Annotated in this window: 22 protein-coding genes; 15 read left to right on the top strand and 7 right to left on the bottom strand. The window is 69.7% G+C overall.

Annotation, left to right across the window (positions count from 1 at the left end; all coding sequences use genetic code 11):
- Positions 1 to 30 precede the first annotated feature (30 nt).
- Genes ACEN9G_RS27910 through ACEN9G_RS27885 form a run of 6 tightly spaced genes read left to right on the top strand, consistent with a single transcriptional unit; the run spans position 31 to position 6,102 of the window.
- Complete coding sequence (locus ACEN9G_RS27910; RefSeq protein ID WP_483127322.1) at positions 31 to 2,982, top strand: DUF6701 domain-containing protein; 2,952 nt, start codon at positions 31 to 33, stop codon at positions 2,980 to 2,982.
- Positions 2,979 to 3,467 (top strand): prepilin-type N-terminal cleavage/methylation domain-containing protein, encoded by a 489-nt coding sequence (locus ACEN9G_RS27905; RefSeq protein ID WP_413339796.1) that lies wholly within the window; start codon positions 2,979 to 2,981, stop codon positions 3,465 to 3,467. Before ACEN9G_RS27910 ends, ACEN9G_RS27905 begins: the two co-directional genes overlap by 4 nt.
- A complete protein-coding gene (locus ACEN9G_RS27900) occupies positions 3,457 to 3,918 on the top strand; it encodes a prepilin-type N-terminal cleavage/methylation domain-containing protein (RefSeq protein WP_413339794.1) in 462 nt (153 codons plus the stop codon). The genes ACEN9G_RS27905 and ACEN9G_RS27900 overlap by 11 nt, the downstream gene beginning before the upstream one ends.
- Positions 3,915 to 4,769 (top strand): prepilin-type N-terminal cleavage/methylation domain-containing protein, encoded by an 855-nt coding sequence (locus tag ACEN9G_RS27895; RefSeq protein WP_413339792.1) that lies wholly within the window; start codon positions 3,915 to 3,917, stop codon positions 4,767 to 4,769. The genes ACEN9G_RS27900 and ACEN9G_RS27895 overlap by 4 nt, the downstream gene beginning before the upstream one ends.
- The gene (locus ACEN9G_RS27890) at positions 4,766 to 5,233 is read left to right on the top strand and encodes an MSHA biogenesis protein MshP (RefSeq protein ID WP_413339791.1); all 468 of its coding nucleotides are present in this window, start codon (positions 4,766 to 4,768) and stop codon (positions 5,231 to 5,233) included. Before ACEN9G_RS27895 ends, ACEN9G_RS27890 begins: the two co-directional genes overlap by 4 nt.
- 5 nt (positions 5,234 to 5,238) lie before the next feature.
- A complete protein-coding gene (locus ACEN9G_RS27885; protein WP_413339789.1) occupies positions 5,239 to 6,102 on the top strand; it encodes a DUF817 domain-containing protein in 864 nt (287 codons plus the stop codon).
- Here the strand turns inward: ACEN9G_RS27885 and ACEN9G_RS27880 are convergent.
- The 3 genes from ACEN9G_RS27880 to ACEN9G_RS27870 form a co-directional block, all read right to left on the bottom strand.
- Complete coding sequence (locus tag ACEN9G_RS27880) at positions 6,071 to 6,232, bottom strand: hypothetical protein (protein WP_258850763.1); 162 nt, start codon at positions 6,230 to 6,232, stop codon at positions 6,071 to 6,073. The two genes, ACEN9G_RS27885 and ACEN9G_RS27880, sit on opposite strands and share 32 nt — an antisense overlap.
- 232 nt (positions 6,233 to 6,464) lie before the next feature.
- Positions 6,465 to 6,860: a nuclear transport factor 2 family protein gene (locus tag ACEN9G_RS27875; protein ID WP_483127321.1), complete on the bottom strand. Its 396-nt coding sequence runs from the start codon at positions 6,858 to 6,860 to the stop codon at positions 6,465 to 6,467.
- Positions 6,861 to 6,879: 19 nt separating this feature from the next.
- A complete protein-coding gene (locus ACEN9G_RS27870) occupies positions 6,880 to 7,743 on the bottom strand; it encodes a hypothetical protein (RefSeq protein WP_483127320.1) in 864 nt (287 codons plus the stop codon).
- A gap of 141 nt (positions 7,744 to 7,884) precedes the next feature.
- Here ACEN9G_RS27870 and ACEN9G_RS27865 point away from each other — a divergent pair, with 141 nt between their 5' ends.
- Entirely contained in the window at positions 7,885 to 8,220 is a 336-nt protein-coding gene (locus tag ACEN9G_RS27865; protein WP_413344770.1) for a DUF805 domain-containing protein, read from the top strand.
- Between the two features lie 7 nt (positions 8,221 to 8,227).
- Here ACEN9G_RS27865 and ACEN9G_RS27860 read toward each other — a convergent pair whose 3' ends face one another.
- On the bottom strand, positions 8,228 to 9,166 hold the full coding sequence (locus ACEN9G_RS27860; RefSeq protein ID WP_413344768.1) for a LysR family transcriptional regulator: 939 nt from the start codon (positions 9,164 to 9,166) through the stop codon (positions 8,228 to 8,230).
- Positions 9,167 to 9,262: 96 nt separating this feature from the next.
- Here ACEN9G_RS27860 and metE point away from each other — a divergent pair, with 96 nt between their 5' ends.
- Positions 9,263 to 11,593 (top strand): 5-methyltetrahydropteroyltriglutamate--homocysteine S-methyltransferase, encoded by a 2,331-nt coding sequence (gene metE, locus ACEN9G_RS27855; RefSeq protein ID WP_483127319.1) that lies wholly within the window; start codon positions 9,263 to 9,265, stop codon positions 11,591 to 11,593.
- Here the strand turns inward: metE and ACEN9G_RS27850 are convergent.
- Positions 11,590 to 13,113 carry an FAD-dependent monooxygenase gene (locus ACEN9G_RS27850; protein ID WP_483127318.1) on the bottom strand — a complete coding sequence of 508 codons (1,524 nt, stop codon included), beginning with the start codon at positions 13,111 to 13,113 and terminating at the stop codon, positions 11,590 to 11,592. The genes metE and ACEN9G_RS27850 overlap by 4 nt on opposite strands.
- 145 nt (positions 13,114 to 13,258) lie before the next feature.
- Here ACEN9G_RS27850 and ACEN9G_RS27845 point away from each other — a divergent pair, with 145 nt between their 5' ends.
- On the top strand, positions 13,259 to 13,597 hold the full coding sequence (locus ACEN9G_RS27845) for a hypothetical protein (RefSeq protein WP_483127317.1): 339 nt from the start codon (positions 13,259 to 13,261) through the stop codon (positions 13,595 to 13,597).
- A 91-nt stretch (positions 13,598 to 13,688) separates the two neighbouring features.
- Here ACEN9G_RS27845 and prsT read toward each other — a convergent pair whose 3' ends face one another.
- Positions 13,689 to 16,478 carry an XrtA/PEP-CTERM system TPR-repeat protein PrsT gene (gene prsT / locus ACEN9G_RS27840; protein WP_495605488.1) on the bottom strand — a complete coding sequence of 930 codons (2,790 nt, stop codon included), beginning with the start codon at positions 16,476 to 16,478 and terminating at the stop codon, positions 13,689 to 13,691.
- Positions 16,479 to 16,697: 219 nt separating this feature from the next.
- Between prsT and ACEN9G_RS27835 the strand changes: the two genes are divergently transcribed.
- Positions 16,698 to 17,531, top strand: coding sequence for a VPLPA-CTERM sorting domain-containing protein (locus ACEN9G_RS27835; protein ID WP_483127315.1), 834 nt, complete (start codon positions 16,698 to 16,700; stop codon positions 17,529 to 17,531).
- Between the two features lie 6 nt (positions 17,532 to 17,537).
- Here the strand turns inward: ACEN9G_RS27835 and ACEN9G_RS27830 are convergent, their stop codons facing one another.
- Positions 17,538 to 18,479, bottom strand: coding sequence for a sensor domain-containing diguanylate cyclase (locus ACEN9G_RS27830; RefSeq protein WP_483127314.1), 942 nt, complete (start codon positions 18,477 to 18,479; stop codon positions 17,538 to 17,540).
- A 119-nt stretch (positions 18,480 to 18,598) separates the two neighbouring features.
- Here ACEN9G_RS27830 and ACEN9G_RS27825 point away from each other — a divergent pair, with 119 nt between their 5' ends.
- The 5 genes from ACEN9G_RS27825 to ACEN9G_RS27805 all read left to right on the top strand — a co-directional run bounded on the left by ACEN9G_RS27825 (position 18,599) and on the right by ACEN9G_RS27805 (position 24,699).
- Entirely contained in the window at positions 18,599 to 19,147 is a 549-nt protein-coding gene (locus ACEN9G_RS27825) for a Dps family protein (protein WP_413345959.1), read from the top strand.
- Positions 19,148 to 19,285: 138 nt separating this feature from the next.
- On the top strand, positions 19,286 to 20,062 hold the full coding sequence (locus ACEN9G_RS27820; RefSeq protein ID WP_483127313.1) for a sensor histidine kinase: 777 nt from the start codon (positions 19,286 to 19,288) through the stop codon (positions 20,060 to 20,062).
- On the top strand, positions 20,055 to 20,687 hold the full coding sequence (locus ACEN9G_RS27815; protein ID WP_483127312.1) for a response regulator: 633 nt from the start codon (positions 20,055 to 20,057) through the stop codon (positions 20,685 to 20,687). Before ACEN9G_RS27820 ends, ACEN9G_RS27815 begins: the two co-directional genes overlap by 8 nt.
- Before the next feature lie 380 nt (positions 20,688 to 21,067).
- A complete protein-coding gene (locus ACEN9G_RS27810) occupies positions 21,068 to 21,703 on the top strand; it encodes a response regulator transcription factor (protein WP_413345558.1) in 636 nt (211 codons plus the stop codon).
- 11 nt (positions 21,704 to 21,714) lie between these two features.
- The gene (locus ACEN9G_RS27805; RefSeq protein WP_483127311.1) at positions 21,715 to 24,699 is read left to right on the top strand and encodes a sensor histidine kinase; all 2,985 of its coding nucleotides are present in this window, start codon (positions 21,715 to 21,717) and stop codon (positions 24,697 to 24,699) included.
- The last annotated feature ends 11 nt before the right edge of the window (positions 24,700 to 24,710 follow it).

The raw sequence follows: 24,710 nt of genomic DNA, 5'->3' as shown, positions 1-24,710 counted from the left end.
CGTGTTCCGCCAATATATAATCACCGAGACATGTTCCTGCACCGACTTTATTTGTTGCTGCTTGCCCTGATGCTGTCTGCGGCAGGCAGCCCCGCGTTCGCCGGCAACCTCTACACGTTCAGCGGCGGCAGCCCCGTGAGCAACTGCACGCTGTCCGGCGCCGTCTATACGTGCCCCAGCCTGCCGCTGCCGGCCGGGGACGACAGCATGGTCATCGCCAGCGGCTATACGGTGAAGATCACGGCCGACACCACGTTCGGCTACAACCACAGCCTCACGATGAGCGGCAGTGCCGTCCTGATGAGCACCGGGGACCTGAACATCGGCGGCGTCGCCACGAACAACCTCAAGATCACGGGCGGCACGCTGATCGCGGGCGACGTGTTCAGCGTGGGCGCGCAGAACCAGACGCTGACGGCGAACATCCAGGCCGTCACGGCCAACCTGGGCACCGGTTCCGCTCTCAACCTCACAGGCAGCATCACGGCCACGGGCACCGTCAACGTCGCCTCGCACGCGACCATCAACGGCCCGATCAGCGGTGCGACGATCACCACGAACTCGCCCGTCGCCCTGAACGGCGACATCGTCGCGACCAGGTCATTTACCCTCGCCTCCGGCAGCACGGTCAAGGGCGACGTGACGGCGCCCGTCGTCCGCCTGATGCCGTCCAACACCTCCGTCCAGGGCGACATCAAGGCCACGACGTCGTTGCAGCTGGGGTCGTCCGACAGCGTCACGGGCGACGTGACCGCCGGCACGCTGACGCTCGATTCGTCCGAGGCGACCATCTACGGCAATGCGACGATCGACAGCGGCATCTTCAACTGGCACGGCCGCGTGACGAAGACGATTTACTGCTCGGGCGGCACCACCACCGGCAAGTGCGACTGCGTACAGAACGGCAGCGGCTACGACGTGAACACGTCCATGGGGCCGCGCTGCCAGGGCAATGTTGTAGCGCTCGATCACTTCCTCATCAACTACAACCCGGCGGGCAGCGTGTGCGCACCGTCGGCGGTGAAGATTACCGCCTGCGCCAACCAGGCGTGCACGGCCACGTACGGGGGCGGCGCCACCGTGACGCTGGCCCCGACGGGCCAGTCGGTGGCAATACCGACGTCCGGCAGCGCGCAGGCGGCCGTGAGCTGGTCCCAGGCCGGCACGTTCACCCTGGGGCTGACCGGCGCGACGACGGCCAGCGCCACGACCTGCATACGCACGGATACGGGCACGGGGGGCGACTGCAAGGTCGCCGTGGCCAGTTCCGCGTACACGATGACGCTGAGCGCCGACGCCGCCTACGCGGAGGCGCCCGCGCCCCCGCAGCTCACGATGGCCGCCGTGCGCTTCGACGCGAAACAGAATACGTGCGTGCCGCTGTTCAACAATGTGGATCGCAACATCAACTTCACCTGCGCCTACAGCAATCCGGCGAGCGGCACGCTGCCCGTCCGGCTGAACAATATTCCCCTGAACAGTGGCCAGAACGCCGCGGCGGCCTGCGACGGCACCGGCGCGACCGTCAAGCTCACCTTCAACGAGGAAGGCAAGGCGAGCGTGCCGCTGCAATACGCGGACGCCGGCGCGGTGACCGTCAAGGCGACCGACAGCGGTGCCGGGAGTCCACCGTCGGCCAACGTCCAGGCGACGTTCGTGCCCAAGGCGTTCACGCTCGCGCTGGCGAACGCCAATGTCCCTTACGTGGCGGGCAAGGAGTTTACGGCGACGGTCACGGCCCTGAATGCCGCGTCCACCCCGGCCGTGACCCGGAACTTCGGCCGCGAGCAGATAGCGGAAAGCGCGACACTGGTGCCGGTGACATGCCAGCCAGGCAACGGCAACGGCCTGCTCGCACAGACGGCATCGGCTATCCTTGCCGGCGTGCAGACGGTCAAGGCCACGTGGAGCGAGACGGGCCGCATCGACCTCGTCGCATCGCTCGCCAACGGCGCCGGCTACCTGGGGACGGGCGTGCTGCCCGCCACCGCGGCGACGGGCAGCGCGGCCACGGGATGCACCGGCGGCGTCGGCACGTTCGGCCCGGCCTACTTCACGTTCGACACGGACACCGACTGGAAGCGCACCTCCGGTTTCTACGGCGGCACGCTGGCGCAATACTATTCGGGCGAGCCCGCGATCAAGCTGACGGTCACCGCGCGCAACCTGCAGAACGGCGTCACGCAAAACTATGACGCCACGAATGCGCGCGACGTCGTGTTCACGGGCTTGAACGCCGACGGCAGCGCGCTGGCGGCCGGCGGCGCCTTCAGCCGCTCGCCCGGCTACCCGGTCACCGACCTCGTGGGCAAGGCGCAATTGCGGGCAGCGGACTTCAAGGCCGGCGTCGCGACATGGGCCGGCAGCTACACGTTCACGAAATCGCCGACGGCCCAGACCCGGCTGCGCGTGCGCGCGACCGAGGATGTGCCGGCCGAACAATACCCCGCCAGCTCGTCGGCGCTTCCCGCCACGGCCGGCGCCGAACCGACGCTGCTGATCCGCAGCGGGCGCATCCGCCTGCCCAGCCGGTTCGGTCCCGCCGGCGCCCTGCTCCGGATTCCCGTGTCGATCGAGTATTACACGGGCCAGATGTGGATCATGAACGCCGAGGACTCCACCACCGCCCTGCCGGCCGGCATCGTGTCGACGGGGACGACCCCGCCGGGTCTCACGATCGCGTCCACGCTGTCGCCGGCGTTCACGGGCGGCAAGGCCGACCTCACGTTGACGCCCTCCGCCGCCGCCCACGTCAGCGTGCCGTTCGCGCTCAACCTGGGAACGACGGCCGCCAACACGTCCTGCTACGCCAGCCGGGGCGCGGGGATGTCGACCAGCACGGGCGCCGCCCTCGCGTTCCTGCGCAGCCCGGACGCCTCCTGCGCAGCCGCCGGCAACGTCGACCCGTCCGCGCTGGCCACGTTCGGCGTCTACGCGCCGGAGACGAAGCGCATCATCCACACGCGCGAGGTGTTCCGATGACTCGCCCTGCCCGTCGCGGCGGCTTCACGATCGTCGAGCTGGTCGTCGTGATGATCATCATCGCCGCGCTGGCCGCCATCGGCATCCCGCGCCTGACGGGCGACAAGTCGGCGGAAGCGGCCGTGTTCGGGGACCAGGTCGTCAGCGGCCTGCGCCGCGCTCAGAAGATCGCGATGGGGCACCGGCGCGTCGTGTCGGCGAACGTCGGGCCGAAGGCCGTCGTACTGCGCGTGAACGGCAACAACAACGGCTGGATCGCGCTGAACGGCGTGGGCGACGACGACTATGCGACGAGCGACAGCGCGCTCGCGGTCACGACCGGCAACCTGCCGGCCACCCTGTACTTCCAGCCGGACGGCCGCATCACGACGGACGCCGGCGGCGCGGCCGCCTGGGCGGGCGGCCTGTCCGTCACGGGCGCGGTCAACGGCGGTACGATCTTCCGCACCATCACCGTACAAGGCGCGACCGGCTATGTTGAATAAAGCCAGGCGCAGCACCGGCGTCACGCTGGTCGAACTGATCGTCGCCCTCGTCATCATGGGCGTCGCGCTCGGCGGCATGGTCGCCGTGTACACGGCCACGACGCGGTCCAGCGTGGATCCCGTCCTCGTGCAGCAGATGCAGTCGATCGCGGACAACATGATGGAAGAGATCCTGATGAAACCCTTCGCGCCGGGACCGGGCACCGGGGCGCGCATCAACTACGACGACGTCAGGGACTACAACGGCTATGGCAAGGGCATGACGGGCATCCGCGACGTCGAAGGCAACCTCATTCCGGGGCTGGAGCGGTACTCGGTGAGCGTCGAGGCCGGGACCGCGGCGCTGGCCGGTGTCGCGTCGGCGGCGGATGCGGTGCGCGTCGTCGTCACCGTCTCCATGCCGGGGGCCGGCGCCGTCGTGCTGACCGGCTGGAGGACCAACCCATCATGACCCGCCAGCGCGGCTTCACCCTCGTCGAACTGATCATCGTGATGGTCATCGTCGGCGTCATCGCCGGCGTGCTCGTGCTGCAGATCCGGCCGGCCATGCAATCCTATCTCTCGATCCGCCAGCGCGCGAACCTCACGAGCCAGGCCGATACCGCGCTGCGCCGCATCCTGTGGGAAGTGCGCACGGCCGTGCCGAATTCGCTGCGCTATACGTGGACGGATGGGCAAAACCAGTGCATCGAATTCGTGCCGACGAAGGATGGCGGCCGGTTCCGCACGGCGGCGGACTACGAGCATGCAACCGCAGGCAACCCGTTCACCCGCGACGCCGCCACGGATACGTTCGACACGCTGACGCGCATCGACGCCAGCTATGCGGGCGATTATCTGTTCATCGGCAACGTGAACGGGAACGACGTCTACAACCCCGCCAACAGCTGGGCGATCAAGAGCATCGCCGACGCCGCCACGACGACCCAGGGCCGGAACACGGTCACCCTCGCCGCGCCGGCGACCCTGCCGGCCGGCTACGAAGGCGGCCGTTTCGTCGTCATCCCGAGGCTCGAGCGGGCCGTGACCTACACGTGCACCCGGCAAGGCACGGACGGCGCCGGGACGGGCACCGGCGTCATCTACCGCGTCACCGGCTACACGCCGAGCACCACGCCGGCGAAGAACTGCCCGACGAGTGGCGCGATCCTCGTCGCGAAGGTCAGCGACTGCAACTTCCTGTACCGCGAAAGCCAGGGCGCCACCCAGCAGAGCGGTTACCTGCAGCTGCGTCTGGGCCTGGCCGAAGGCGGCGAATCGGCCCGGCTGACGATGGGCGCCCACGTGGAGAACACGCCATGACGGCCCGGCGCGCGGGCGGGTTCGCGTACATCGCGGCCATCATCTTCCTCGTCGTGCTGGCCGGCTTCGCGCTGGCCGTACTGCGCCTGTCGGAGACGGAGCAGGTCACCGTCAACCAGTCCTTCCTCGGCACCCGCGCGAGCCTCGCCGCGCGCACGGGGCTCGAATGGGCGTTCTACAAATTGAAAGCCAAGGACGCGACGTGCGATACCGTGAAGGCCGTCCCGGACTTCAGGACGGACACCGGCTTCACGGTGAACGTGGGCTGCGCCACGCAGACGTATGACGAAGGGCTCGGGCCGGATGGGAAAACGGTGAAAAAAGTCATCTTCGAGCTGACCGCGACGGCCTGCAACGGCAGCACGTGTCCGGGCTCCGACGCGGACCTCGCGAATCCGGACTACGTCGAACGCAAGCGCACGGCGTCGATCTGCGTCGCGTCCGACGGCACCGACTGCTACTGAGGCCCATGCTCCGCCGCGCCCCGCTCTCGCTCGCCGCGCTCGACACGTTGCTGACGGACGCGCGCACCCGCGGCATCGCAGGCTGGCGCCGCGGCGTGCTCGAATTCCTGATGTTCGGGATCAAGGAAGCGCGGGCATGCCTGTTCGCTGGACTGTTCTTCGCCTGCGTGCTGCTGGTGCCCCGCGCCGGCCTGCTCGGCGTGCCCCGCTACGACCTGCTGCTGGGGGCGGCGCTGGCGATCCAGGCGTGGATGCTGAAGAGCGGACTGGAGACCCGCGACGAACTGAAGGCGATCTGCCTGTTCCACGCGCTCGGGTTCGCGCTGGAGGCGTTCAAGACGTCCAGCGGCATCAAGTCGTGGAGTTATCCGGACTTCGCCTACACGAAGGTGTGGGGCGTGCCGCTGTTCTCGGGGTTCATGTACGCGGCGGTAGGCAGCTACATCATCCAGGCATGGCGCCTGCTCGACCTGCGGGTCCGCCACCATCCGCCGTACTGGATGGCCGCGCTCGTCGCGCTGCTGATCTACCTGAATTTCTTCACACACCACGCGCTGGGGGATGTGCGCGGGTACCTGGCAGCCGTCGCGCTCGGGCTCTACGCCCGCACGACCGTCAGTTTCCGTCCGCTGGACCGCGAGCGGCACATGCCGCTGCTACTGGGATTCGTGCTGACCGGGTTCTTCATCTGGCTGGCGGAGAACCTCGGCACGTTCTGGGGATTGTGGCGTTATCCGAACCAGCTGGGCGCGTGGTCGGCCGTCCACGTCAGCAAGTGGAGTTCGTGGTCGCTACTGGTCATCATGACGTTCACGATCGTCGCGAACCTCAAGCACGTCAAAGCGCGGATACACGTACCAGAGCAGTGACGCCGGTCTTGGCCAGCGCCATCGCCACGGGCAAGGCGCACAGTACGATCATCACACCGATACGCACGCGGCGCGCGCGCTGTTTCTGTTCCTCGAAACGGGAAACGCGGAATCCTGCATCATGGTTCATGGAAGTCCTTTCATGTGATATGAATGAGCCAATCATAATATGGAGGCCGAGAAACCCGCGACACGAATGGATTTCCCGCGAATCCGATGCTACCCCGATAAGTTACATTGCGTTGGGGTAAAAGATCAGATTACACCGCCTGGCTATACAAATCCATGAGGCAGATCTAACCAAGGTTAAATTCCGCAAGATCGTCTGATTTTCTCCACGACAGAATGGCAAGCCCGCCGGCTCAGCTGCGGTCGACCACGAGCGCGAGTTGTCCATCGCGCACGACGAATTCCGACTCGCCCCGCACTGCGAGCCGGGTGCCGGCCGGTGGCCCGCCGGGCACGTCGATGGCGAGCTGGCCGCGCCAGGCAATGGCGGCGACGAGGGCGTCGCCGCGCGGCGCCAGCGCCGTCACCCGCTGCTCGCGCTCGGCGAACATCGTTCTCGCCTGTTCCGCCAGGATGCGGAAGGCGTCGCGGCCGTCGCTGGCCGCCGTCAGGTGGCCGCCGGACCAGTTCTCGAAACGGACGTCGGGACTCAGCGTATCGAGCATGCCGTCGACGTCGAAGGCATTGTAGGCCGTCACGTAGCGCTCGATCAGGGCGAGGGCAGCCGGTGCGATGCAGGCATGGGACATCGGTCTCTCCTTTCTCGTTTCACGTAAAACGCCAGGCGATGGCGGATGCGTCGTCCGCCGTTTTCGCAGCCAGTCCGGCGGCCTCCTTGCCGGCCTCGAACGCGCGCAGCTCGTCCAGCAGCGCGTCCAGCCCGCGCGCGCGGCACGCGTCCAGCAGGCTGCCGTCCGAGTGCAGGCCATAGGTGTCGACGAGGCGGTACAAGCCGTCGCTGAGCACCAGCAGCAGCGCGCCCCGCGGTGCCGTCACCCGCGTCCTGCGCGCCGCGAACGGGCCGCGCGGTTCCAGGCACAGGACCGCGGGACTTGCCGCCGTGTTCTGTTCGTGGCGGCGTGCGCGCAGCATCGGCAGCAGCCGCGTCCAGCGCTCGGCCGGATCGAGGATACCTTCCGCGACGAGCGCCGCGACCGCGGCCTGCGTCGCCTGTTCCTGCGGATTCTCGAAGGGGTCGAGGTCGCGTACGGTGCCGTCGGGGAGCTGCAGCAGGACCTTGCTGTCGCCGAGGCAGAACAGGTCCAGGGTGTGGCTGCCCTCGGTGTCGGCATCGGACACGCGCACCCACGCGAGCGTCGCGATGGGCCAGGCGTACGGCGGCACATCGGCGTGGCCGCCGGCGGCGCGGTAGGCGGCGCGCGTGTGGTCCAGCGCTTCCAGCACGAGCGCGTCCTGGCTCCCGTCCGCGCGCAGCACGCGGCCCAGCTCCTGCGCGAAGCGGCGCACGAACCAGGCCGGATCGCTGGCGCCGGCCGCCACGCAGCGCTCGGGCGTGAGCGGCGTCGCGCCATCCATCAGCACGAGGTCCGTATGACCGTCGCGCTCATACACGACGGCGACGTCTTCGTTGATCCGGCCCTTGCCGGCCGACGAAGCGAGGGTGTACCGCATGCTTGCTCCCATCCGTGTTGTCGTCATTACTATAAGCCATCCGGATGACGTACGGATGAACCGTGCGCGGCGTGAAGATTGGAGAGTTTGTCGCACCGCTTTTCGCGTACGATAGTGCCGGGCTTACATCACGAGGACACCATGACGCTCATTGAATCCGTTGAGACCTGCTTCAAGAAATTCGCCACCTTCGACGGCACGGCGCGCCGCTCCGAATACTGGTGGTTCTTCCTGTTCAACTTCATCGTCAGCATGATCCTCGCGATGATCGTACCGAAGATCTCGTACGTGTATTCGGTCATCGCCCTGCTGCCGGGCATCGCCGTCACCACGCGCCGCCTGCACGACACCGACCGCAGCGGCTGGTGGCAGCTGATCAGCTTCGTGCCGTTCGTCGGCGTCATCGTCATGGTCGTGTTCCTGTGCCAGGACAGCCGTCCGAACCGCTACGGCGCCGCCCCGGCCTACGCGGTCTGAGGCCTGCTCACAGCAGCCGGATACCCGGCAAGGTCCGCAACGACGTCTCGCGCATCACCTGCACGAAATCCTCCAGGTAGGCGTCGTCGCGGCCGCGTTCTCCCTTGGCCTGGCGCATGACCGCGTACAGGCGCCCCGTCAATCCGCCCTCCCCGACGCGCTGCTGCGCCACGTAGCCGCGCTGCAGGTAAGTCTGCACGGCCCACAGCGGCAGCGCCGCGAAACCGCGTCCGCTCGCCACCAGTTGCAGCATCGCCACCGTCAGCTCCGTCGTGCGGCGTGGCGGTTCCACGCCCGCGGGCCGCAGCACCTGGCGCACGAGGTCCAGCATCTCGTCCGGCACCGGGTACGTGATCAGGGTCTGGCCGGCGAAGTCGGCGGCCACGAGGTGGTCGCGCGCCAGCAGCGGATGGCCCAGCGGCAGGATCGCGACGATGTCGAACTCGAACAGCGGGTAGACATCCACGTCGCGCTCGTCCGCATCGACCTCCGACACGATGGCGACGTCCGCGCGGTCCTGGTGCAGCAGCCCGACGGGATCGGACTGGAAGCCGGACACGATGTCCTGCTCGACCTCCGGCCAGCGCAGGCGCAGCGCGTCCATCGACGGCATCAGCCAGTCGAAGCACGTGTGGCACTCGACGGCGATGCGCAGCTTGCCCGCACCGTGGCCCGTCAGGCGCGCGATGTCGCGCTCGGCCCGGTCGACGGCCGGGATCACGTCCTGCGCCAGCTCCACCAGGCGCCGGCCGGCGGGCGTGAACGCGACCGGCGCGGACTTGCGCTCGAACAGCGTCAACCCATAGAACTCTTCCAGCGCCTTCAACTGGTGCGATAGCGCGGATTGCGTCACGTTCTGCAGCGCGGCCGCGCGCGACACGCTGCCGGATTCAAGGAGGGCCAGCAGGGTGCGCAGGTGGCGCAGGTCGAGGATCGAGGTCGGCATGAGCGGAATTCATCTGGACAGAAAAATAATTCGTTTGAATTATGCCGGTTGCTCATCGATGATGACAAGACTTATTCATCCAGATGAGGCAACAACATGATCAAAACTCATATTCTCGGTTATCCCCGCATCGGCGCCCAGCGCGAGCTGAAATTCGCGCTGGAGCGTCACTGGTGCGGCGAGATCGACGAGCAGGCGCTGGAGGCCGTCGCCACCGAACTGCGCGCACGCCACTGGGCCGACCAGCGCGCGGCCGGCCTGGACTTCGTCAGCGTGGGCGATTTCGCGTTCTACGACCAGGTGGCCGACCACGTGCTGCTGTTCGGCTGCGCGCCGGCGCGCTTCGGCTTCACCGGCGCCGAAACGCCGCTGCAGCAACTGTTCACCCTCGCGCGTGGCGTGGCGACGGAAGCGCACGACGATTGCGGCTGCGCGCACACCTCGCACGGCAAGCCGGCGCTGGAGATGACCAAGTGGTTCGACACGAACTACCACTACCTCGTGCCGGAATTCGACGCGGCCACGCGCTTCGACCTCGCGCCGGACCGCCTGCTGGAGCAGGTGGTGGAAGCACGCGCGCTGGGCCACGCCGTCAAGGTGACGCTCGCCGGTCCGCTGTCGTTCCTGTGGCTGGGCAAGGCCAAGGACGGCGCCGACCGCCTCGCGCTGCTGGACGCGCTGCTGCCGGTGTACTGCGACCTGCTGGCCCGCCTGAAGGCCGCCGGCGCCGAGTGGGTCCAGCTGGACGAGCCGATCCTCGGCCTGGACCTGCCGGGCGACTGGTCGCTCGCATTCGAACGCGCGTATCACCTGCTGCATGGCGCCGGCGTGCCGCTGCTGCTGGCCACGTATTTCTCGCCGCTGCAGGAAAACCTGAGCCTCGCCTGCAAGCTCCCGGTCGCGGGCCTGCACGTGGACGGCGTCCGTGCGCCGGAAGAGCTGCGCCCCGTCGCGGACTGGCTGCCGGACCACAAGGTGCTGTCGGTCGGCATCGTCGACGGCCGCAACATCTGGCGCGCCGATCTCGACGCCTGCCTCGAACGCCTGCGTCCCGTGCTCGAGCGCCGCGCCGGCGCCGTGTGGCTCGCGCCTTCCTGCTCGCTGCTGCACGTGCCGTTCACGCTCGCCCACGACGCCGCCCTCGACGCCGAACTGCGCACCTGGCTGGCCGGCGCGCGTGAAAAACTGAACGAGCTGCGCATCCTGAAACAGGCGTTGACCGGCGGCGAACGGACCATCGCGATGGATCTCGCCGCCGCCCGCGCCGCGCTGGCCGCCCGCCGCGCCAGCCCGCGCGTCGCGCGCCCCGACGTGGCCGCCGCACTGGCCGCGCTGCCGCCGGACGCCGACCGCCGCGCCGCCCCGTTCGCGCAACGCCAGGCCGTGCAGCGCGCCCGCTTCGGCCTGCCCGCGTTCCCGACCACGACGATCGGCTCGTTTCCGCAAACCCCCGCCATCCGCGCCGCACGTGCGGCGTGGCGCCGCGGCGAGCTGGCGGATACCGCGTACGACACCGCGATGCGCGCCGAGATCGCCCATGCCGTGCAGGTGCAGGAAAACCTCGGGCTGGACGTCCTCGTCCACGGCGAGGCCGAGCGCAACGACATGGTCGAATACTTCGGCGAGCAACTGGACGGTTTCGCGTTCAGCGCCAACGGCTGGGTGCAGTCGTACGGCTCGCGCTGCGTGAAGCCGCCCGTGCTGTACGGCGACGTGGCCCGCCCCGCGCCGATGACGGTGGCGTGGACCGCGTACGCGCAAAGCCTCACGGCGCGGCCGCTGAAGGGCATGCTGACGGGGCCTGTCACGATCCTGCAATGGTCGTTCGTGCGCGACGACCAGCCGCGCGCCCTCACCTGCGCCCAGATCGCGCTGGCGATCCGCGCCGAAGTCACCGACCTGGAACGGGCCGGCATCGGCATCGTGCAAATCGACGAGCCGGCGCTGCGCGAAGGCCTGCCGCTGCGCCGCGCCAGCCGCGGCGCCTACCTGGACTGGGCCGGTCGCGCATTCCGCATCGCTGCGAGCGGCGTCGCCGACGCGACGCAGATCCACACCCACATGTGCTACGCCGAGTTCAACGACATCCTGCCGGCCATCGCGGCGCTGGACGCCGACGTGATCACGATCGAGACGAGCCGCTCGGACATGGAACTGCTGGCCGGTTTCGGCGCGTTCGCGTACCCGAACGAGATCGGCCCAGGCGTGTACGACATCCACTCGCCGCGCGTTCCGGCGACGTCCGACATGGTGCGCCTGCTGCGCAAGGCGAGCGCCGTCGTGCCGGCGGACCGGCTGTGGGTGAACCCGGACTGCGGGCTCAAGACGCGGGCCTGGCCGGAGACCGAAGCGGCGCTGCGCAACATGGTGGCGGCGGCGCGGCTGTTGCGGGACGAAGCGCGTGGTGGGCAGGTACAGGCGGCCTAGACCGGGTGAATACCGCGCGTGGTGAAATAGGCCTCCAGCGTATCCCGCTCCCCAGCCCGGTCCACCAGCGCGACATACGTATCCGGCCGCACGAGATAGACCGCGTCGCGCACGAGACCGGCCGCCTGGCAAGCGTCGCACCAGTCGTAGCGGTACAGTTCGATGCCGCGCCCGGCGCACCAGGTCTGCAGCGCCGGCGCCGCCTCGCCGTACACGTGCACCTGCCAGGCGATCGCCGCGAGCGGCGCGTGGTTGTCCGGGCCGCCGCCGTAGCCCGCCCACGGCAGCCGGTCGCCGCCGCGAACGTGGCCGGCGCTGCCGGCCGACAGCGGGCTGTCGGGATAATGGATGCCCATCTGCGACAGCACCCGGAACATGAACGCCCGCACCGGTTCGATGCCGTACGCGGCCGACGCGAACAGGGGTGCGATGTGCGTGCGCACGAAGTCCGCGAACCCGCCCTCGGCGACGACGAACGAGAACGCGCGGTCCGTCGTCTCGACCAGCCGCTGGGCGAACGCCTTGCGCTCGGCCTCGTAGGTATCGATGAGCGTTTCCGGCGCCCGGCCCCGCAGCACGTGGGCCAGCTTCCACGCGACGTTGATCGCGTCGCCGATCCCCGTGTTCATGCCCTGGCCGCCGGCCGGGCTGTGGACGTGGGCCGCGTCGCCCAGCAGCAGCGCCCGTCCGGACCGGTAATGCCCCGTCACCCGGTGGTGCACGCGGTAGGTCGAGAACCAGTTCACCTGGCGGATGGTCAAGCCCAGGCTCGCGATGGCGCGCTGGCGCACGTCGTCGAACGCCAGCGTGTGGCCCTCGCGCACCTCGGCGTCGCGTACGGCGCCGATCAGGCGCGCATTGCCCTGCTGGTCATACGAGAACAGCGCGGCGAAATCGCCCTCCTCCAGCGACAGGTGGATCTCCCCGTTCGCCGCCGGGCCGCTCACTTCCACGTCGGCGACGTAGAACGTATGCTGGTACGTGCCGCCCTCGAAACCGGTCCCCAGCTGATGGCGCACGATGGAGTGCGCGCCATCGCACCCGGCCAGCCAGGCGGCGCGGCACACCGATTCGCCCGCCGGGCCGCGCAGCCGCGCCGTCACGCCCGCCGCATCCTGCTCGAAGCCCAGCAGTTCGGTATTGCGCTCGACCGTCACGCCCGCCTCCTCCAGGCGCCGCACGAGCACCCGCTCGTGGCGGTCCTGCGGATAGATCAGCACGAACGGATACGGGGTCAGTTCGCGGCCGGCGTCGCGGAAGGACAGGCGCGCGCGCCGTTCGCCCTTTGCCCACAGGTTGATGGCGGGATTGCGCAGGCCACCCGCGACGATCTCGTCCACCAGGTCGAGCTGGCGGTACAGTTCCAGCGTGCGCGCCTGCACGGCCATCGCGCGCGAGCTCGTGCCCGGCCCCGCGCTGCGGTCCACGATCCGTACGTCGACGCCCTGGCGCACGAGCCACAGGGCCAGCACGAGGCCGGTCGGTCCGGCCCCCGCGATCAGTACTTCGGTCTCGTCCATGTCGCCTCCTCGCAGAACAGAATGACAGGAAATCCGCCGCATACGGCGCACGCTAACGATACAGTATGTGACGCGCGTCCCGCTACAATGCTCCGGTCGGGCTTGTTAGAGGAAAGGATGGCGCCGTGAACATCGTCTGCAACTCGTGCGCGACAGCGACGACAGCGCCGAGCTGGCCCTCGTCCTGCACGCGCCCGTGCCGCCCGGCCTGCCTGCGAAGACGCCGGCGGCCATCGTGGCGTGCATCGCGGACTGGATGGCAACCCGTGACGTCGATGCGGTCGTGTGGACGGCGCTGCCGGCCAAGTTTGCCGGCGTCAGCGAACGGGCGCCCAGCCCGCACGAGGCGGTCGCGCTGCTGGCCGGGCTGCAGGGGGAGGAGCGGGCCAGGGCCGAGGAATACGTGCGCCGGATTCCGGGGGATATCCGGACGTTGTATCGCGGGGTGATCGAGGAACGGCTGGGCTGGACGCCACGCCAATAAGCCGTCATTCCCGCGCAGGCGGGAATCCATGCCGAGTGTCCCCGTTCGGATCAGTATGGGTCCCCGCTTGCGCGAGGACGACGACGGCTGATCACCCGCCCGTCTTCAGTTTTTCCATCAGCTTGCGCGCCTCGTCCGCCTGCGCAAACCGCATGTCGCCCGCCAGCAACCCGTCGAGTTCCTTGCGCGCCGCGGCCTTGTCGCCGCTGGCGGCCAGCGCCGCGGCCAGGTGGTAGCGGATGTCGCGCGCCTTCGGTGCCAGCGCCTGCGCCTCGCGCAGCAGGGTCACCGCGCGGCCGGCGTTCCCGTTGCCGACGAGGATCCAGGCCAGCGTATCCATCACGTCCGCGCGCTTCGGCGCAGCGTTCAGCGCCGCCTCGGCCGTCGCCTGCGCGCGCGCGTCGCCCAGCGCCTGGTAGCACAGCGCAAGATTGTTCAGCGCGACGGGGTTGCCGGGCTGGCGCCGCAGCACCTCTTCCAGCTGGGCCGCTGCCCGCTTGAACTCGTTCGCGCCCATCCACGTCTGCGCGCGATACGCGAGCACGCGCACGTCGTCCGGATGCGCCGCCAGCCATGTCGCCAGGCGGCCGTCGGCGTCCGCGACACGGCCGGCCCGGCGCAGCGCGTTGTCGATCTTGATCGCGAGTTCGTTCGTCGCATGCAGCGCGGACGCGCGCTCGAACGCTGCAAGCGCGGCGGCCGGCTGGCGCTTGGCCATCAGGATGTCGCCCTGCAACTGGTAGCCGGCCGCGCCTTGCGGATGCTGCTTCTGCATGTGTTCCGCGACCATCAGCGCGAGGTCGTGCGAGCCCTTGCGCACGTACAGCGCGGCCAGTTCCAGCTGGGCCGACGGGAAATCGGGCTGGATCGCCAGCACGCTCTTGAGGTCTTCCTCGGCCTGCGTCGTGTTGTTCATCACGAGCCGCAGCGCCGCCACCTGCATCAGCGCCGGCGCGGAGCGCGGCAACGCCTGGGCCAGCTGCTTGTACGATTCCAGCGCGGCCGGCAGGTCGCCCCGCGCCAGCTCGGCCTTCCCACGCAAATCCAGCAGGTCCGGGTTTTCCGGATGGCTCACCTGCAGGCGGCGCGCCAGTTCCAGCGCCTTGTCCGTCTGGCCCGTGCGCAGATAGTGCGCGCACAGGTCGACGCCGGGCCCGATCGCGTGCGGGTCGACGGCGGCGGCCTGTTCCAGCCAGCGCGTCACCTCGGCGCTGTCCTGCGTGCGCTCGGCCAGTGTCGCCAGGCCGTCCATCGCGGCCACGCTCTTCTTGTTCTTTGCCAGGAAGTCGACCAGCACCTGGCGCGCCTGCGCCGGCTGGCTGGCGTCGAGTGCCAGCTGCGACAGGCTCGCCGCGGCCCGGTAGTACGCGGGATCGAGCTGCAGCGCGCGCGCGAAACTGGCCCGCGCGGCGTCCGCCTTGCCCTGGGCCGCCAGTACCTGGCCCTTGAGCGCGTGGGCCAGCGGCCGGTCGGGCTGGTTGCGCTCCAGCGCGAGCGCCGCATCGAGTGCGGCGTCGCGCCGGCCCGAGCGCAGGTTCGCCTGCACGAGGGCCTCGACGGCCTCCGGCGAACGCTGGTCGAGCGCCGTCGCCGCCTGCAGCTCGCGCACCGCATCGTCCGTCGCGCCCGCGCCCAGCCGCGCCAGTCCCAGGCCCGTGCGCAGCGTGGCCGACGCGCCGTCCAGCGTACTGGCGCGCGCGAACAGGTCGGCGGCCTGGTCGTAGCGGCGCGCCTTCAGGTTGGCGTCGGCGGCCAGCGCCAGCACTTCGGCATCGGCCTGGCGGGCATCGAGCACGGGCTCCAGCACGGTGCGCGCCTCGTCCCCGTGGCCGGAGCCGATCAGCGCCTGCGCCAGCATCTTGCGCGCGTAGACGTTGGCCGGATTGCGTTCCAGGTAGCGGCGGAAATGCTGCTCCGCCTGGTAGTTCGACCCGAGCTTCAGGTCGACGGCGCCGGCCAGCAGCACGCTGGGCATGTGGTCCGGCACGGCCTTGAGCACCTTGTACAGCACGTCGCGCGCGGCGTCGGGCTTGTCGGTCGTATAGTCGAGCAGCGCCTGCGTGTACGCGACGAGCAGGCTGCCGGGCGCGCCCTTCGCGGCCAGGTCCAGCTCGGCCTGCGCCATCTGCGGCTTGCGCAGGCCGATGGCGAGATAGGCTTTTTCCACGTGGGCCGTGCGGTGTTGCGGGCTGACGGCCAGCACGCGGTCGTACAGCACCAGCGCGTCCTCGGGCCGCTCGCCCGCGCGCACGAGGTCGGCCTTGAACATCAGCGCGTCGACGTTGCGCGGATCGCGGGCCAGCACGCGGTCGGCGTAGCCGTGGGCGGCGTCCGCATGGCCCTCGACGATGGCGAGCCGGCCCAGGCCGACGAGCGCCGCCGGGTCGTCCGCACGCTTGGCAAGCACGTGTTCGTAGGCAGCCCGCGCCTCGTCGTTGCGGCGCAGGGCCAGGCAGGCGTCGCCGCGCGCGGTGGACAAGCCAGGGTCGTCCGGGCCGCCGGCCGTCTCGTCCAGCGCCTTCTGGTGCTGGCCTTCCAGCACGAGCGCCGCGGCCAGCGCCGCCAGCGCCGGTCCGCGCGCATGGCCCCGGTCCAGCGCCTGCCGGGCTTCCTTTTCGGCCGTCGTGCTGTCGCCCAGGTCGAGGTAGACCTGGGCGAGCTGGTAGCGCGTGTCCGCACTGCGCGGGTCGGCGTCCAGCGCATTCTTGAGGACGATGAGGGCACCGCGGAAATCCCCGTTCGCGCGCAATTGCGCAGCGTGGGCCCGCTGCTGCTCCGCCGTCTGCTGCTTGCAGGCCGGAAGCGCGGCGGCGAGAACAACGGCCACGAGGACGGCGGCCAGGCGGCTGGTGCGCGGAGGTGGGGAGGCTCGGGAGAACATCGCTGATCTTGTTATAGATGAATGGTGCATTTTCGTGGGGCAAGGCCGTTTATGGCAAGCAAAACCCGACGGGCATGACCGCAATACCACGCCACCGCGACTAGTTGTAAAAAGATCACGGCTCTTATGGATAATAAATAATTTATTTACAAGTTAAGTTTATCCGTGGCATGATACGACTTGATACTGGTCAACGTGTAAATATATCCGGGAGAGTCTGTGAAAAAAGCGATCAAGCTGGCCGTTTCGGCTGCATTCATCCTCGGCGCCAGCCAGGGGTGGGCCGCGACCATCACCGACTCCGGCGTCACCGCCTATTATGGCTACGACAACCAGGGCGCCGCGGACGTCATCGGCGGCACCCAATACAATATTTCCAAGGCGACGATCGCGCGCGCCGGGAGTGTGCTGACCATCACGATCAACACGAGCTTCGCGGGCAAGGCGGGCGTCAGCCCGACGTGGGGCAAGGACGGCCTGACCGGTGCGACCGGCAAGGGCATCGGCTACGGCGACGTGTTCCTGTCCGACACGTGGAATGCCGCCGGCACCGAAGCCAATCACTACACCCCCGACAACGCCACCAAGGGCACCGTCTGGGACTACGGCTTCGCGCTCGACAACCGCTGGAACAACAAGGGCGGCGACTTCAAGCTGTACGCCCTGAACGGCGCGACCAACGCGCAGAACATCCTCAATTCGAACAGCTACATCAAGTGCTCGAACTGCAACTACCGCGAGAACGAGGAAACGGCCGTGAACACCAACTCGTCCACGGTCAAGGACACGGGCCTGTCCGGCAAATGGGCCGTCTCGACCGGCGCCCTGACGTTCACCATCAACCTCTCCGGTTCGGAACTGATGGACTACAGCTCGTTCGCGATGCACTGGGGCGAGACCTGCCAGAACGACGTCCTCGAAGGCGTGGCCATGGGCGTGCACGTCCCGCTGCCGGGCACCGCCGCCCTGCTGTTCGTCGGCCTCGGCGCGCTCGGCATGGCTCGCCGCCGCCGCGCTCCGGGCGCACTGCCCCCAGGCGCAGCGGCCGTCTGATTCCTTTCAGCCGGCGCTGCCGGCAATCCGGTTGCGTCCCGCCCCCTTGGCACGGTACAGCCGCGTGTCGGCCACCTCGACGAGCCCGGCCGGCTGGTCCTGGCTGCCCGGCACGATCGTCGCCACGCCCATGCTGCACGTGACGATGTCCGCCACGCCGGACGCCGCATGGGGCAGCGCCGCCTGCGCCAGCCGCCGCGCGCACCGCGCCGCCACCGCCAGCGCCGCCGCCTCGTCCGTCGCGGGCAGCACCAGCGCGAACTCTTCGCCGCCCAGGCGCGCGCACAGGTCGCGCGTGCGCGATGCCGCGCGGTCCAGCACCCGCGCCACCTCCTTCAGGCAGGCGTCGCCCTGCGGGTGGCCGTAACGGTCGTTGTACTGCTTGAAGTAATCGATGTCGACCATCACGAGCGACAGCGGCTCGCCCAGCGCACGGGCCTTGCCCCACTCGACGTCGAGGATCCGGTCGAACATGCGGCGGTTGGCAATGCCGGTAAGCGGGTCGCGGTACGAGAGCGCCTCCAGCTCCTTCTGCAGCTGCAGGATCTTGTCCTCGGCCCGTTTGCGTTCGCTGATGTCGAACATGAAGCCCACCAGGCAGTCCACGGCCCCGTCGGCCCGCCGGATCACGTGCACGACGTCACGGATCCACACGTATTCGCCGTCGGCCGTCAGGGCGCGGTAATCGGCTTCGTGATCGGTGCCCTGCTGCGACTGGCTCACGCAGAAATCGACCGTCTTCTGCCGGTCTTCCGCATGGATGCGCATGGCCCAGTCCTCGACCGTCTTCCAGCTGTCCTGGGGCCAGCCCAGCACGCGTTCGATCTGGGGACCGATGTACGTGAAGCGCGCGGAGGCCCAGTCGATGCGCCATGGGATGGCCTGCGTGGATTCGAGCAAGGTGCGGTAGACGCCGGCGTCGTCGCCGGTCTCGGAATGGATGGTCATGGCGCTCCCGAACCTGAAAACCATCATACTACCGGAATGCCTGGCCTTTGGATCAGTGCCCATGCGGCGGGCGATGGATAGACTCGGCCTGTCATCCATTTCCCACCACGAGGTCTCCCATGGACAACCAACCTACCCAGGACAATGCCGGCGTCGTCCAGGAATTCGGCGCGCTGGCGCCCGTGCGCATCGGTCTCCCGGAGCAGACGCGGTCGCAGAGCGTGCGCGCCCTGAACCGCCTGCTGGCGCACACGATGGCGCTGCGCGACGCCTACAAGAAAGCGCACTGGCAGACGTCCGGCGCCAACTTCTACGAACTGCACCTGCTGTTCGACAAGCACTACGAAGAACAGGTCGCGATCATGGACGCCATCGCCGAGCGCATCCAGACCCTGGGCGGCGTGACGTTCGCGCTGGCCGGCGACATCGCCGGCGAATCGTCGATCGCACGCGCCCCGCGCGGCCGTGAATCGGCCCCCGCCCAGCTGGAACGCCTGGCCGCCGCCCACGAGACGATCCTGCTGGACGCGCGTCCGCTGGCGCGCGCGGCGTCCGACGCCGGCGACGACGGCAGCAACGACCTGATCGTCAGCCAGGTCGTGCGCGCCAACGAACTGCAAAGCTGGTTCATCGGCGAACACCTGGCACGCCAGGCCGAGCGTAACTGAGCACGCCCGAACATCATACTTTAGTGTGATGTCATATCCTTTTGTATAGCTGGACCCCGGCGGCCTTCGTCCCGACAATGACCAGGGTGGCGCGGCATTCCGTCCGCACCACCCTGATCACCGGACGAGGAGCAGCCCATGACCACCCACCCGCCCCCACTGGCCGCGAGCCTTGAACCCGAACGGCAGGCGCGCCTGGCCACGATCGGCCAACTGGCCGCGTCGATCGCCCACGAGGTCGACCAGCCGCTGGCCGCCATCGCGCTGCACGCCCACGCGGCGCTGCGCTGCATCGAACGCGCCCAGGCGCCGGCCCAGGCGCATGCCGCCCTGTGCGCCGTGCTGGAAGCGTCGCAGCGCGCCAGCGCCATCGTGAGGAGCGTGCGCGCCCTGGCCGGCCAGGTCCGGCTCGAGCGCACCGAATGCCGCCTCGACGCCGCCATCGACGACGTGCTGGCCGAATACGCGGCCGACCTGCGCCGCCACGCCATCGCCTGCCGCGTCACGGTGGCACCGGGTGCGCGCACGGTGGCGGCCAGCCCCGTGCAACTGCGCCAGCTCCTGCGCAACCTCGTCGGCAACGCCGTGGACGCGCTGTCTCCCGTGCGCGGCCGGACCCGCTCGCTGGCGATCCGCGCCCGCGTCGGCGCCGGCGGCGAGATCGCCGTCACCGTGCGCGACAACGGCACCGGCATCGATGCGGCCACCGCCGCAGACGCATTTGACCCATTGTTGACGACGAAGCCGCACGGCATGGGCCTGGGATTGGCGATCTGCCGCGCCATCGCCGACGCCCACGGCGGCCGCCTCTGGCTGGACGCCAATCCGGACCACGGCGCCACGGCCGGCTTCGCGCTGCCGCGCGCTGCGCACGCGCATCCGTCCACCGCATCCGTGGAGGCCGTCCATGGATGACGCGCGCCCCATCACCGTCCTCATCGCGGACGACCACCCGCTGATCCGGGCCGGCCTCGCCGCGCTGATCGGCGTCGAACCGGCGCTGCAACTGGTCGGAGAAGCGGGCGACGCCGTCGCCGCCGTCGAACACTACCTGCGTCTGCGTCCCGACGTCATGCTCGTCGACCTGAACATGCCCGGTGGCGGCGGCGTCGAGGCGATCCGCAAGATCCGCGCGCTCGTGCCGGATGCCCGCATGGTCATCCTGACGACCTACGACGGCGACGAGGACGTGCACCGCGGCCTGCTGGCCGGCGCCAGTGCGTACCTGCTCAAGCAATCCGGCCTCGACGAGGTGGTGCAATGCGTGCGCCAGGTGGCCGCCAACCGCCGCTACCTCGCGCCCGGCCTCGCCGAGAAGCTGGCCGGGCGCATGGACGCCAACCGCCTGTCGCGCCGCGAGCTCGAGATCCTCGCGCACCTGTCGGCCGGCATGAGCAACAAGATGATCGCGCGCACCGAGAACATCGGCGTCGGCACGGTCAAGTACCACGTCAACAATATCCTGTCCAAGCTGAACGTCTCGTGCCGCACCGAAGCGGCCTGCGTGGCGGCGCGGCGGGGGCTGATCCACGCGTACTGAGGGCTCAACCTCGACCAGGTACGGCGCGGGGCCGCCGGACAGGCGCAGGCCGTCGAAGAACGTGATCTCGAAGTCGACGCGGCTGTCGCGCCGGGCCTGCGCCGCCCACGCGGCCAGGATGCGGTTGGCCATCCGGAATTCGCTGACGACGGCGGTCGCGCCGGCGTCGGCGGACAGGTATGCACGATGTGACTCCGGCTTCTGATGTGGCTGAAAATTCGGGGTCAGAGCGCAAAAGAGCAAATTCGCGCTCTGGCCCCGGTGCTGCCAGCGTAGCGTCCGTTCATGCTTTTTTCCCCACCCATTTGGCGGGGGCCATGACTCGATAAGGTGGAATCTTGTACAATCTTGCCCTGTACCGCCCCCAAAGACTCCACCGCATGAACCCTCCCAGCGCCACGCCGATCCGCGTCCTGATCGCGGACGACCATCCGATGATGCGCGAAGGCATAGCCGCTTCGCTGATCGCGCACGGCAACATCGAGGTCATCGCCCAGGCCTGCGACGGCGACGAAGCGATCCGTTTCTTCACCAACTGGCGCCCCGACGTGGCCCTCGTCGACCTGCAGATGCCCGGCAAGGACGGCCTGGAAGCCATCCGCGCGATCCGCAGCATGCATCCGGACGCCCGCCTCGTCGTGCTCACGACCTACGACGGCGACGCCCGCATCGCGGCCGCGCTCAAGGCCGGCGCCTCCGCCTACCTGCTGAAGAACGTCCCGGGCCGCGAGCTCGCGGCGACCGTGCGCGAAGTGCACAACGGCTCGCACATCCTGCCGCAGGCGCTGCGGCGCGAGGTGGCGATCCACTACGCCGGCGACGCGCTGTCGCCGCGCGAGCTCGACGTGCTGCGCCTCGCCGCCGTCGGCCATTCGAACCGCGGCATCGGCGAACAGCTGCACATCGGCGAGACGACGGTCAAGACGCACATGAGCACGATCCTCGTGAAGCTGGGCGCGAACGACCGCGCGCACGCCGTCACGCTCGCCGTGCAGCGCGGCTTCATCGACCTCTGACCGGTACCGCGATGCGCCGCCGCCATCGTCTCGTCCGCGTACTCGCGGCAGCCTTGCTGCTGGCCGCCGTGCCGGCAATGGCGGCGCCGGAAGGCTTCACGGACTACCACCACACGCGATGGACGGCGACCGACGGCGCGCCACCGGCCATCCGCACGATGGCGCAGACCCGCGACGGCTGGCTGTGGCTCGGCACCGCCGACGGCCTGTACCGCTTCGACGGCCAGCGTTTCGAACGCTACGCGCTGCCCGCCCAGCCGGGACGCAGCCACGAACGCATCGAGGTGCTGCGGGCCGCGCCGAACGGCGACCTGGCGATCGCCTTCGCCTCCGAAGGCGTCTCGGTGCTCCATCCCGACGGCCGCGTCGCGGACCTGCCGGAGCAATCCTCCCCATACGAGAGCATCGGCGCGCTGGCCGTCGACACGGACGGCAGCCTGTGGGCCGCCAGCGGACGCATCGCCCATTTCACCGGCGGCCGCTGGCACGTCGTGGCGGCCGGGCCGGAATGGGAAACGGCGCACCAGGAAGACCTGCTCGTCGACGGCGCCGGCAACCTGTGGGCGTTCAACGAGCGCGGCGCCTGGCGCCTGGACCGGGCCGCCGGCCGCTTCGCGCGCGTGACGGACCATGCCGGGCGGCCGCTGCTGGCGCCGGACGGCAGCCTGTGGTTGCTGGCCGGCGGCACGCTGCACCGGCTCGCTGCCACGGGAAACCCGCGCCTCGGCACGTACGCGCCGTCGCAATCGGGCGGGGCCGGGCAGTTCGACGCGGACGGCACCCTGTGGCTGCTGGACTGCCCGCAGCCCGTGTGCCGCGTGCCGCACGCGGGGCAGCGCAAGGCGGCGCGCTGGACCATTGCCTCCGCGGCCGCGGAGCGGGTCGTGGACCCGGCGCTGCTGTCGGGGCGGGGCACGACGGCGATCCTGGAAGACCGCGAAGGCGACATCTGGGTGGCGACGGAAAGCGGCCTCGATCGGTTCCGGCGCAACCGGTTCCTGCACAGCGGCCTGCCCGGCAGCGGGACCCGCTACAGCTTCGGCGTGGACGGGGCCGGCCGCGTGCTGGCCGCCGACTTCGAGACGGGCACGCTGTGGCGTCTCGCGCCCGACGCCGCGCCGGCCGCCGTGCGCGGCCCGTGGGCCGGCGTGATCAACAACGGTCCCGACGGCGCACTGCTCGTCGGCGGCAAGCGCAGCATCCAGCGCGTACGCGGCACCACGGTGGAAGACATCCCCCTGCCGCCGGGCCCGGACGGCAAACCGCGCGACTACCGCCTCATCGGCCTGCTGGACGACGGCAAGGTGTTGTGGACGGGATCCCTCGAGACGGGCCTGATCGGCTGGCGCGACGGGCGCTGGCTGCCGCGCGCCGCCTTCAACCTGCCATCCAAGATCTTCCAGTCCGCGACCGACGGCGCGGGTACCCTGTGGCTGGCCACCGGTGACGGCAAGCTGGTGCACTACCTCGACGGCAGGCTGACGAATTACGACCTCGGTCCCGTGGGCCAGGCGAGCGCACTGTTCACGGGCGAACACCTGGTCGTCAGCGGCTCCGGCGGCACGGCCGTGCTGCGCGACCGCACGCTGCGCCTGCTGCGCACCCGGGATCCGGGCGTGCTGCGCAACCTGTCCGGCATCGTGGTCACGCCGGACGGCGACCGCTGGATGAACGGCGTCGCGGGCCTCGTGCACGTGCGCGCCGCGGACTGGCGCCAGGCCATGCGCGACCCGGACCAGGCACTCCCCCACGAATTGTTCGACGCGCTGGACGGCTATCCGGGCCGCGCCGCGATGGAAAACCGCTGGCGCGGCATCGTCAGCGCCGACGGCCGCAACCTGTGGCTGTCGGCCACGGGCGGCGTCATGCGCCTCGACCTCGCCCAGCTGCGCCGCAACCGCGTGGCGCCGCAGGCCGTGATCCTCGGCGTGACGGCGGATGGCCGCAGCTGGCCGGCGCAAGGTACGATAGCCCTCCCGGCCGGCACCGACCACTTCCGCATCCAGTACACGGCGCCGGCGCTGCGCCTGCCGGAACGGGTGCGTTTCGAGTATCGGCTCGACGGCGTCGACAAGGAGTGGCTCGATGCCGGCGTCCGCCGTGCCACGTCGTACACCAACATCGGTCCCGGCGACTACGTGTTCCACGTGCGCGCCGTGAACGAGGACGGCCTGCCGGGCGACGCGGTCGCCGCCCTGCCGCTGCACGTGGCGCCCACGCTCGTGCAGACGCTGGGGTTCCGCCTCGCCTGCGCCGGCGCGCTCGTGCTGCTCGGCGTGCTGCTGTACCGCTACCGCATGCGCTACGTGACGCGTCGCCTGACGGAACGGCTGCAGGTGAGGACGGCCGAGCGCGAACGCATCGCGCGCACCCTGCACGACACCTTCCTGCAGACCGTGCAGGGGCTCGTGCTGCGCGTGGACGCCGTCGCCGCGTCCCTGCCGCCCGATGCGGGCGCGCGCCGCCAGCTGGAGCACGTGCTGGACGACGCGAGCCATGCCATCGGCGAAGGCCGCGACCAGCTGCAGGAGCTGCGCGCGGGCGACGCCCACGTGCTGGAAGACGTGCTGGCCGACGCCATCGCCCGTCTCACGCTCACGCATGGCGCGCTGGCCGTCGACGTGCACGTGGAAGGCGAGCGCCGGCCCCTGCTCGCCCCCGTGGCCGACGAGATCGCGGAGATCGCGCGCGAGGCGCTGCGCAACGCATTCATGCACGCGCACGCGGCCCGCGTCCGCGTCACGCTGGTCCATGCGCGCCGCGCGCTGACGCTGTGCGTGGCCGACGACGGCCGCGGCCTCCCCGAGCCGGTGCCGCGTGACGGCGCCGGGTTTGCAGGGTACCGCGGGCACTGGGGCCTCATCGGCATGCGCGAACGGGCGGCACGCATCGGCGCCCGCCTGGACATCGCCAGCGGCCCGCGCCAAGGCACGATGGTCACGTTGACCGTGCCCGGCGTGCACGCCTACGGCGCCGACCGGGCGCCGCCGATATAATCCTCCAGCCC

Source organism: Massilia sp. Masssp94 (assembly GCF_059491305.1).
Note: the sequence above shows the minus strand (reverse complement) of the source record. Positions and strands in the feature narration are given on the sequence as shown.

Coding starts and splice junctions, on each gene's coding strand:
- ACEN9G_RS27910 (WP_483127322.1), top strand. CDS start 31: ATGTTCCTGCACCGACTTTATTTGTTGCTGCTTGCCCTGATGCTGTCT.
- ACEN9G_RS27905 (WP_413339796.1), top strand. CDS start 2,979: ATGACTCGCCCTGCCCGTCGCGGCGGCTTCACGATCGTCGAGCTGGTC.
- ACEN9G_RS27900 (WP_413339794.1), top strand. CDS start 3,457: ATGTTGAATAAAGCCAGGCGCAGCACCGGCGTCACGCTGGTCGAACTG.
- ACEN9G_RS27895 (WP_413339792.1), top strand. CDS start 3,915: ATGACCCGCCAGCGCGGCTTCACCCTCGTCGAACTGATCATCGTGATG.
- ACEN9G_RS27890 (WP_413339791.1), top strand. CDS start 4,766: ATGACGGCCCGGCGCGCGGGCGGGTTCGCGTACATCGCGGCCATCATC.
- ACEN9G_RS27885 (WP_413339789.1), top strand. CDS start 5,239: ATGCTCCGCCGCGCCCCGCTCTCGCTCGCCGCGCTCGACACGTTGCTG.
- ACEN9G_RS27880 (WP_258850763.1), bottom strand. CDS start 6,232: ATGAACCATGATGCAGGATTCCGCGTTTCCCGTTTCGAGGAACAGAAA.
- ACEN9G_RS27875 (WP_483127321.1), bottom strand. CDS start 6,860: ATGTCCCATGCCTGCATCGCACCGGCTGCCCTCGCCCTGATCGAGCGC.
- ACEN9G_RS27870 (WP_483127320.1), bottom strand. CDS start 7,743: ATGCGGTACACCCTCGCTTCGTCGGCCGGCAAGGGCCGGATCAACGAA.
- ACEN9G_RS27865 (WP_413344770.1), top strand. CDS start 7,885: ATGACGCTCATTGAATCCGTTGAGACCTGCTTCAAGAAATTCGCCACC.
- ACEN9G_RS27860 (WP_413344768.1), bottom strand. CDS start 9,166: ATGCCGACCTCGATCCTCGACCTGCGCCACCTGCGCACCCTGCTGGCC.
- metE (WP_483127319.1), top strand. CDS start 9,263: ATGATCAAAACTCATATTCTCGGTTATCCCCGCATCGGCGCCCAGCGC.
- ACEN9G_RS27850 (WP_483127318.1), bottom strand. CDS start 13,113: ATGGACGAGACCGAAGTACTGATCGCGGGGGCCGGACCGACCGGCCTC.
- prsT (WP_495605488.1), bottom strand. CDS start 16,478: ATGTTCTCCCGAGCCTCCCCACCTCCGCGCACCAGCCGCCTGGCCGCC.
- ACEN9G_RS27830 (WP_483127314.1), bottom strand. CDS start 18,479: ATGACCATCCATTCCGAGACCGGCGACGACGCCGGCGTCTACCGCACC.
- ACEN9G_RS27825 (WP_413345959.1), top strand. CDS start 18,599: ATGGACAACCAACCTACCCAGGACAATGCCGGCGTCGTCCAGGAATTC.
- ACEN9G_RS27820 (WP_483127313.1), top strand. CDS start 19,286: ATGACCACCCACCCGCCCCCACTGGCCGCGAGCCTTGAACCCGAACGG.
- ACEN9G_RS27815 (WP_483127312.1), top strand. CDS start 20,055: ATGGATGACGCGCGCCCCATCACCGTCCTCATCGCGGACGACCACCCG.
- ACEN9G_RS27810 (WP_413345558.1), top strand. CDS start 21,068: ATGAACCCTCCCAGCGCCACGCCGATCCGCGTCCTGATCGCGGACGAC.
- ACEN9G_RS27805 (WP_483127311.1), top strand. CDS start 21,715: ATGCGCCGCCGCCATCGTCTCGTCCGCGTACTCGCGGCAGCCTTGCTG.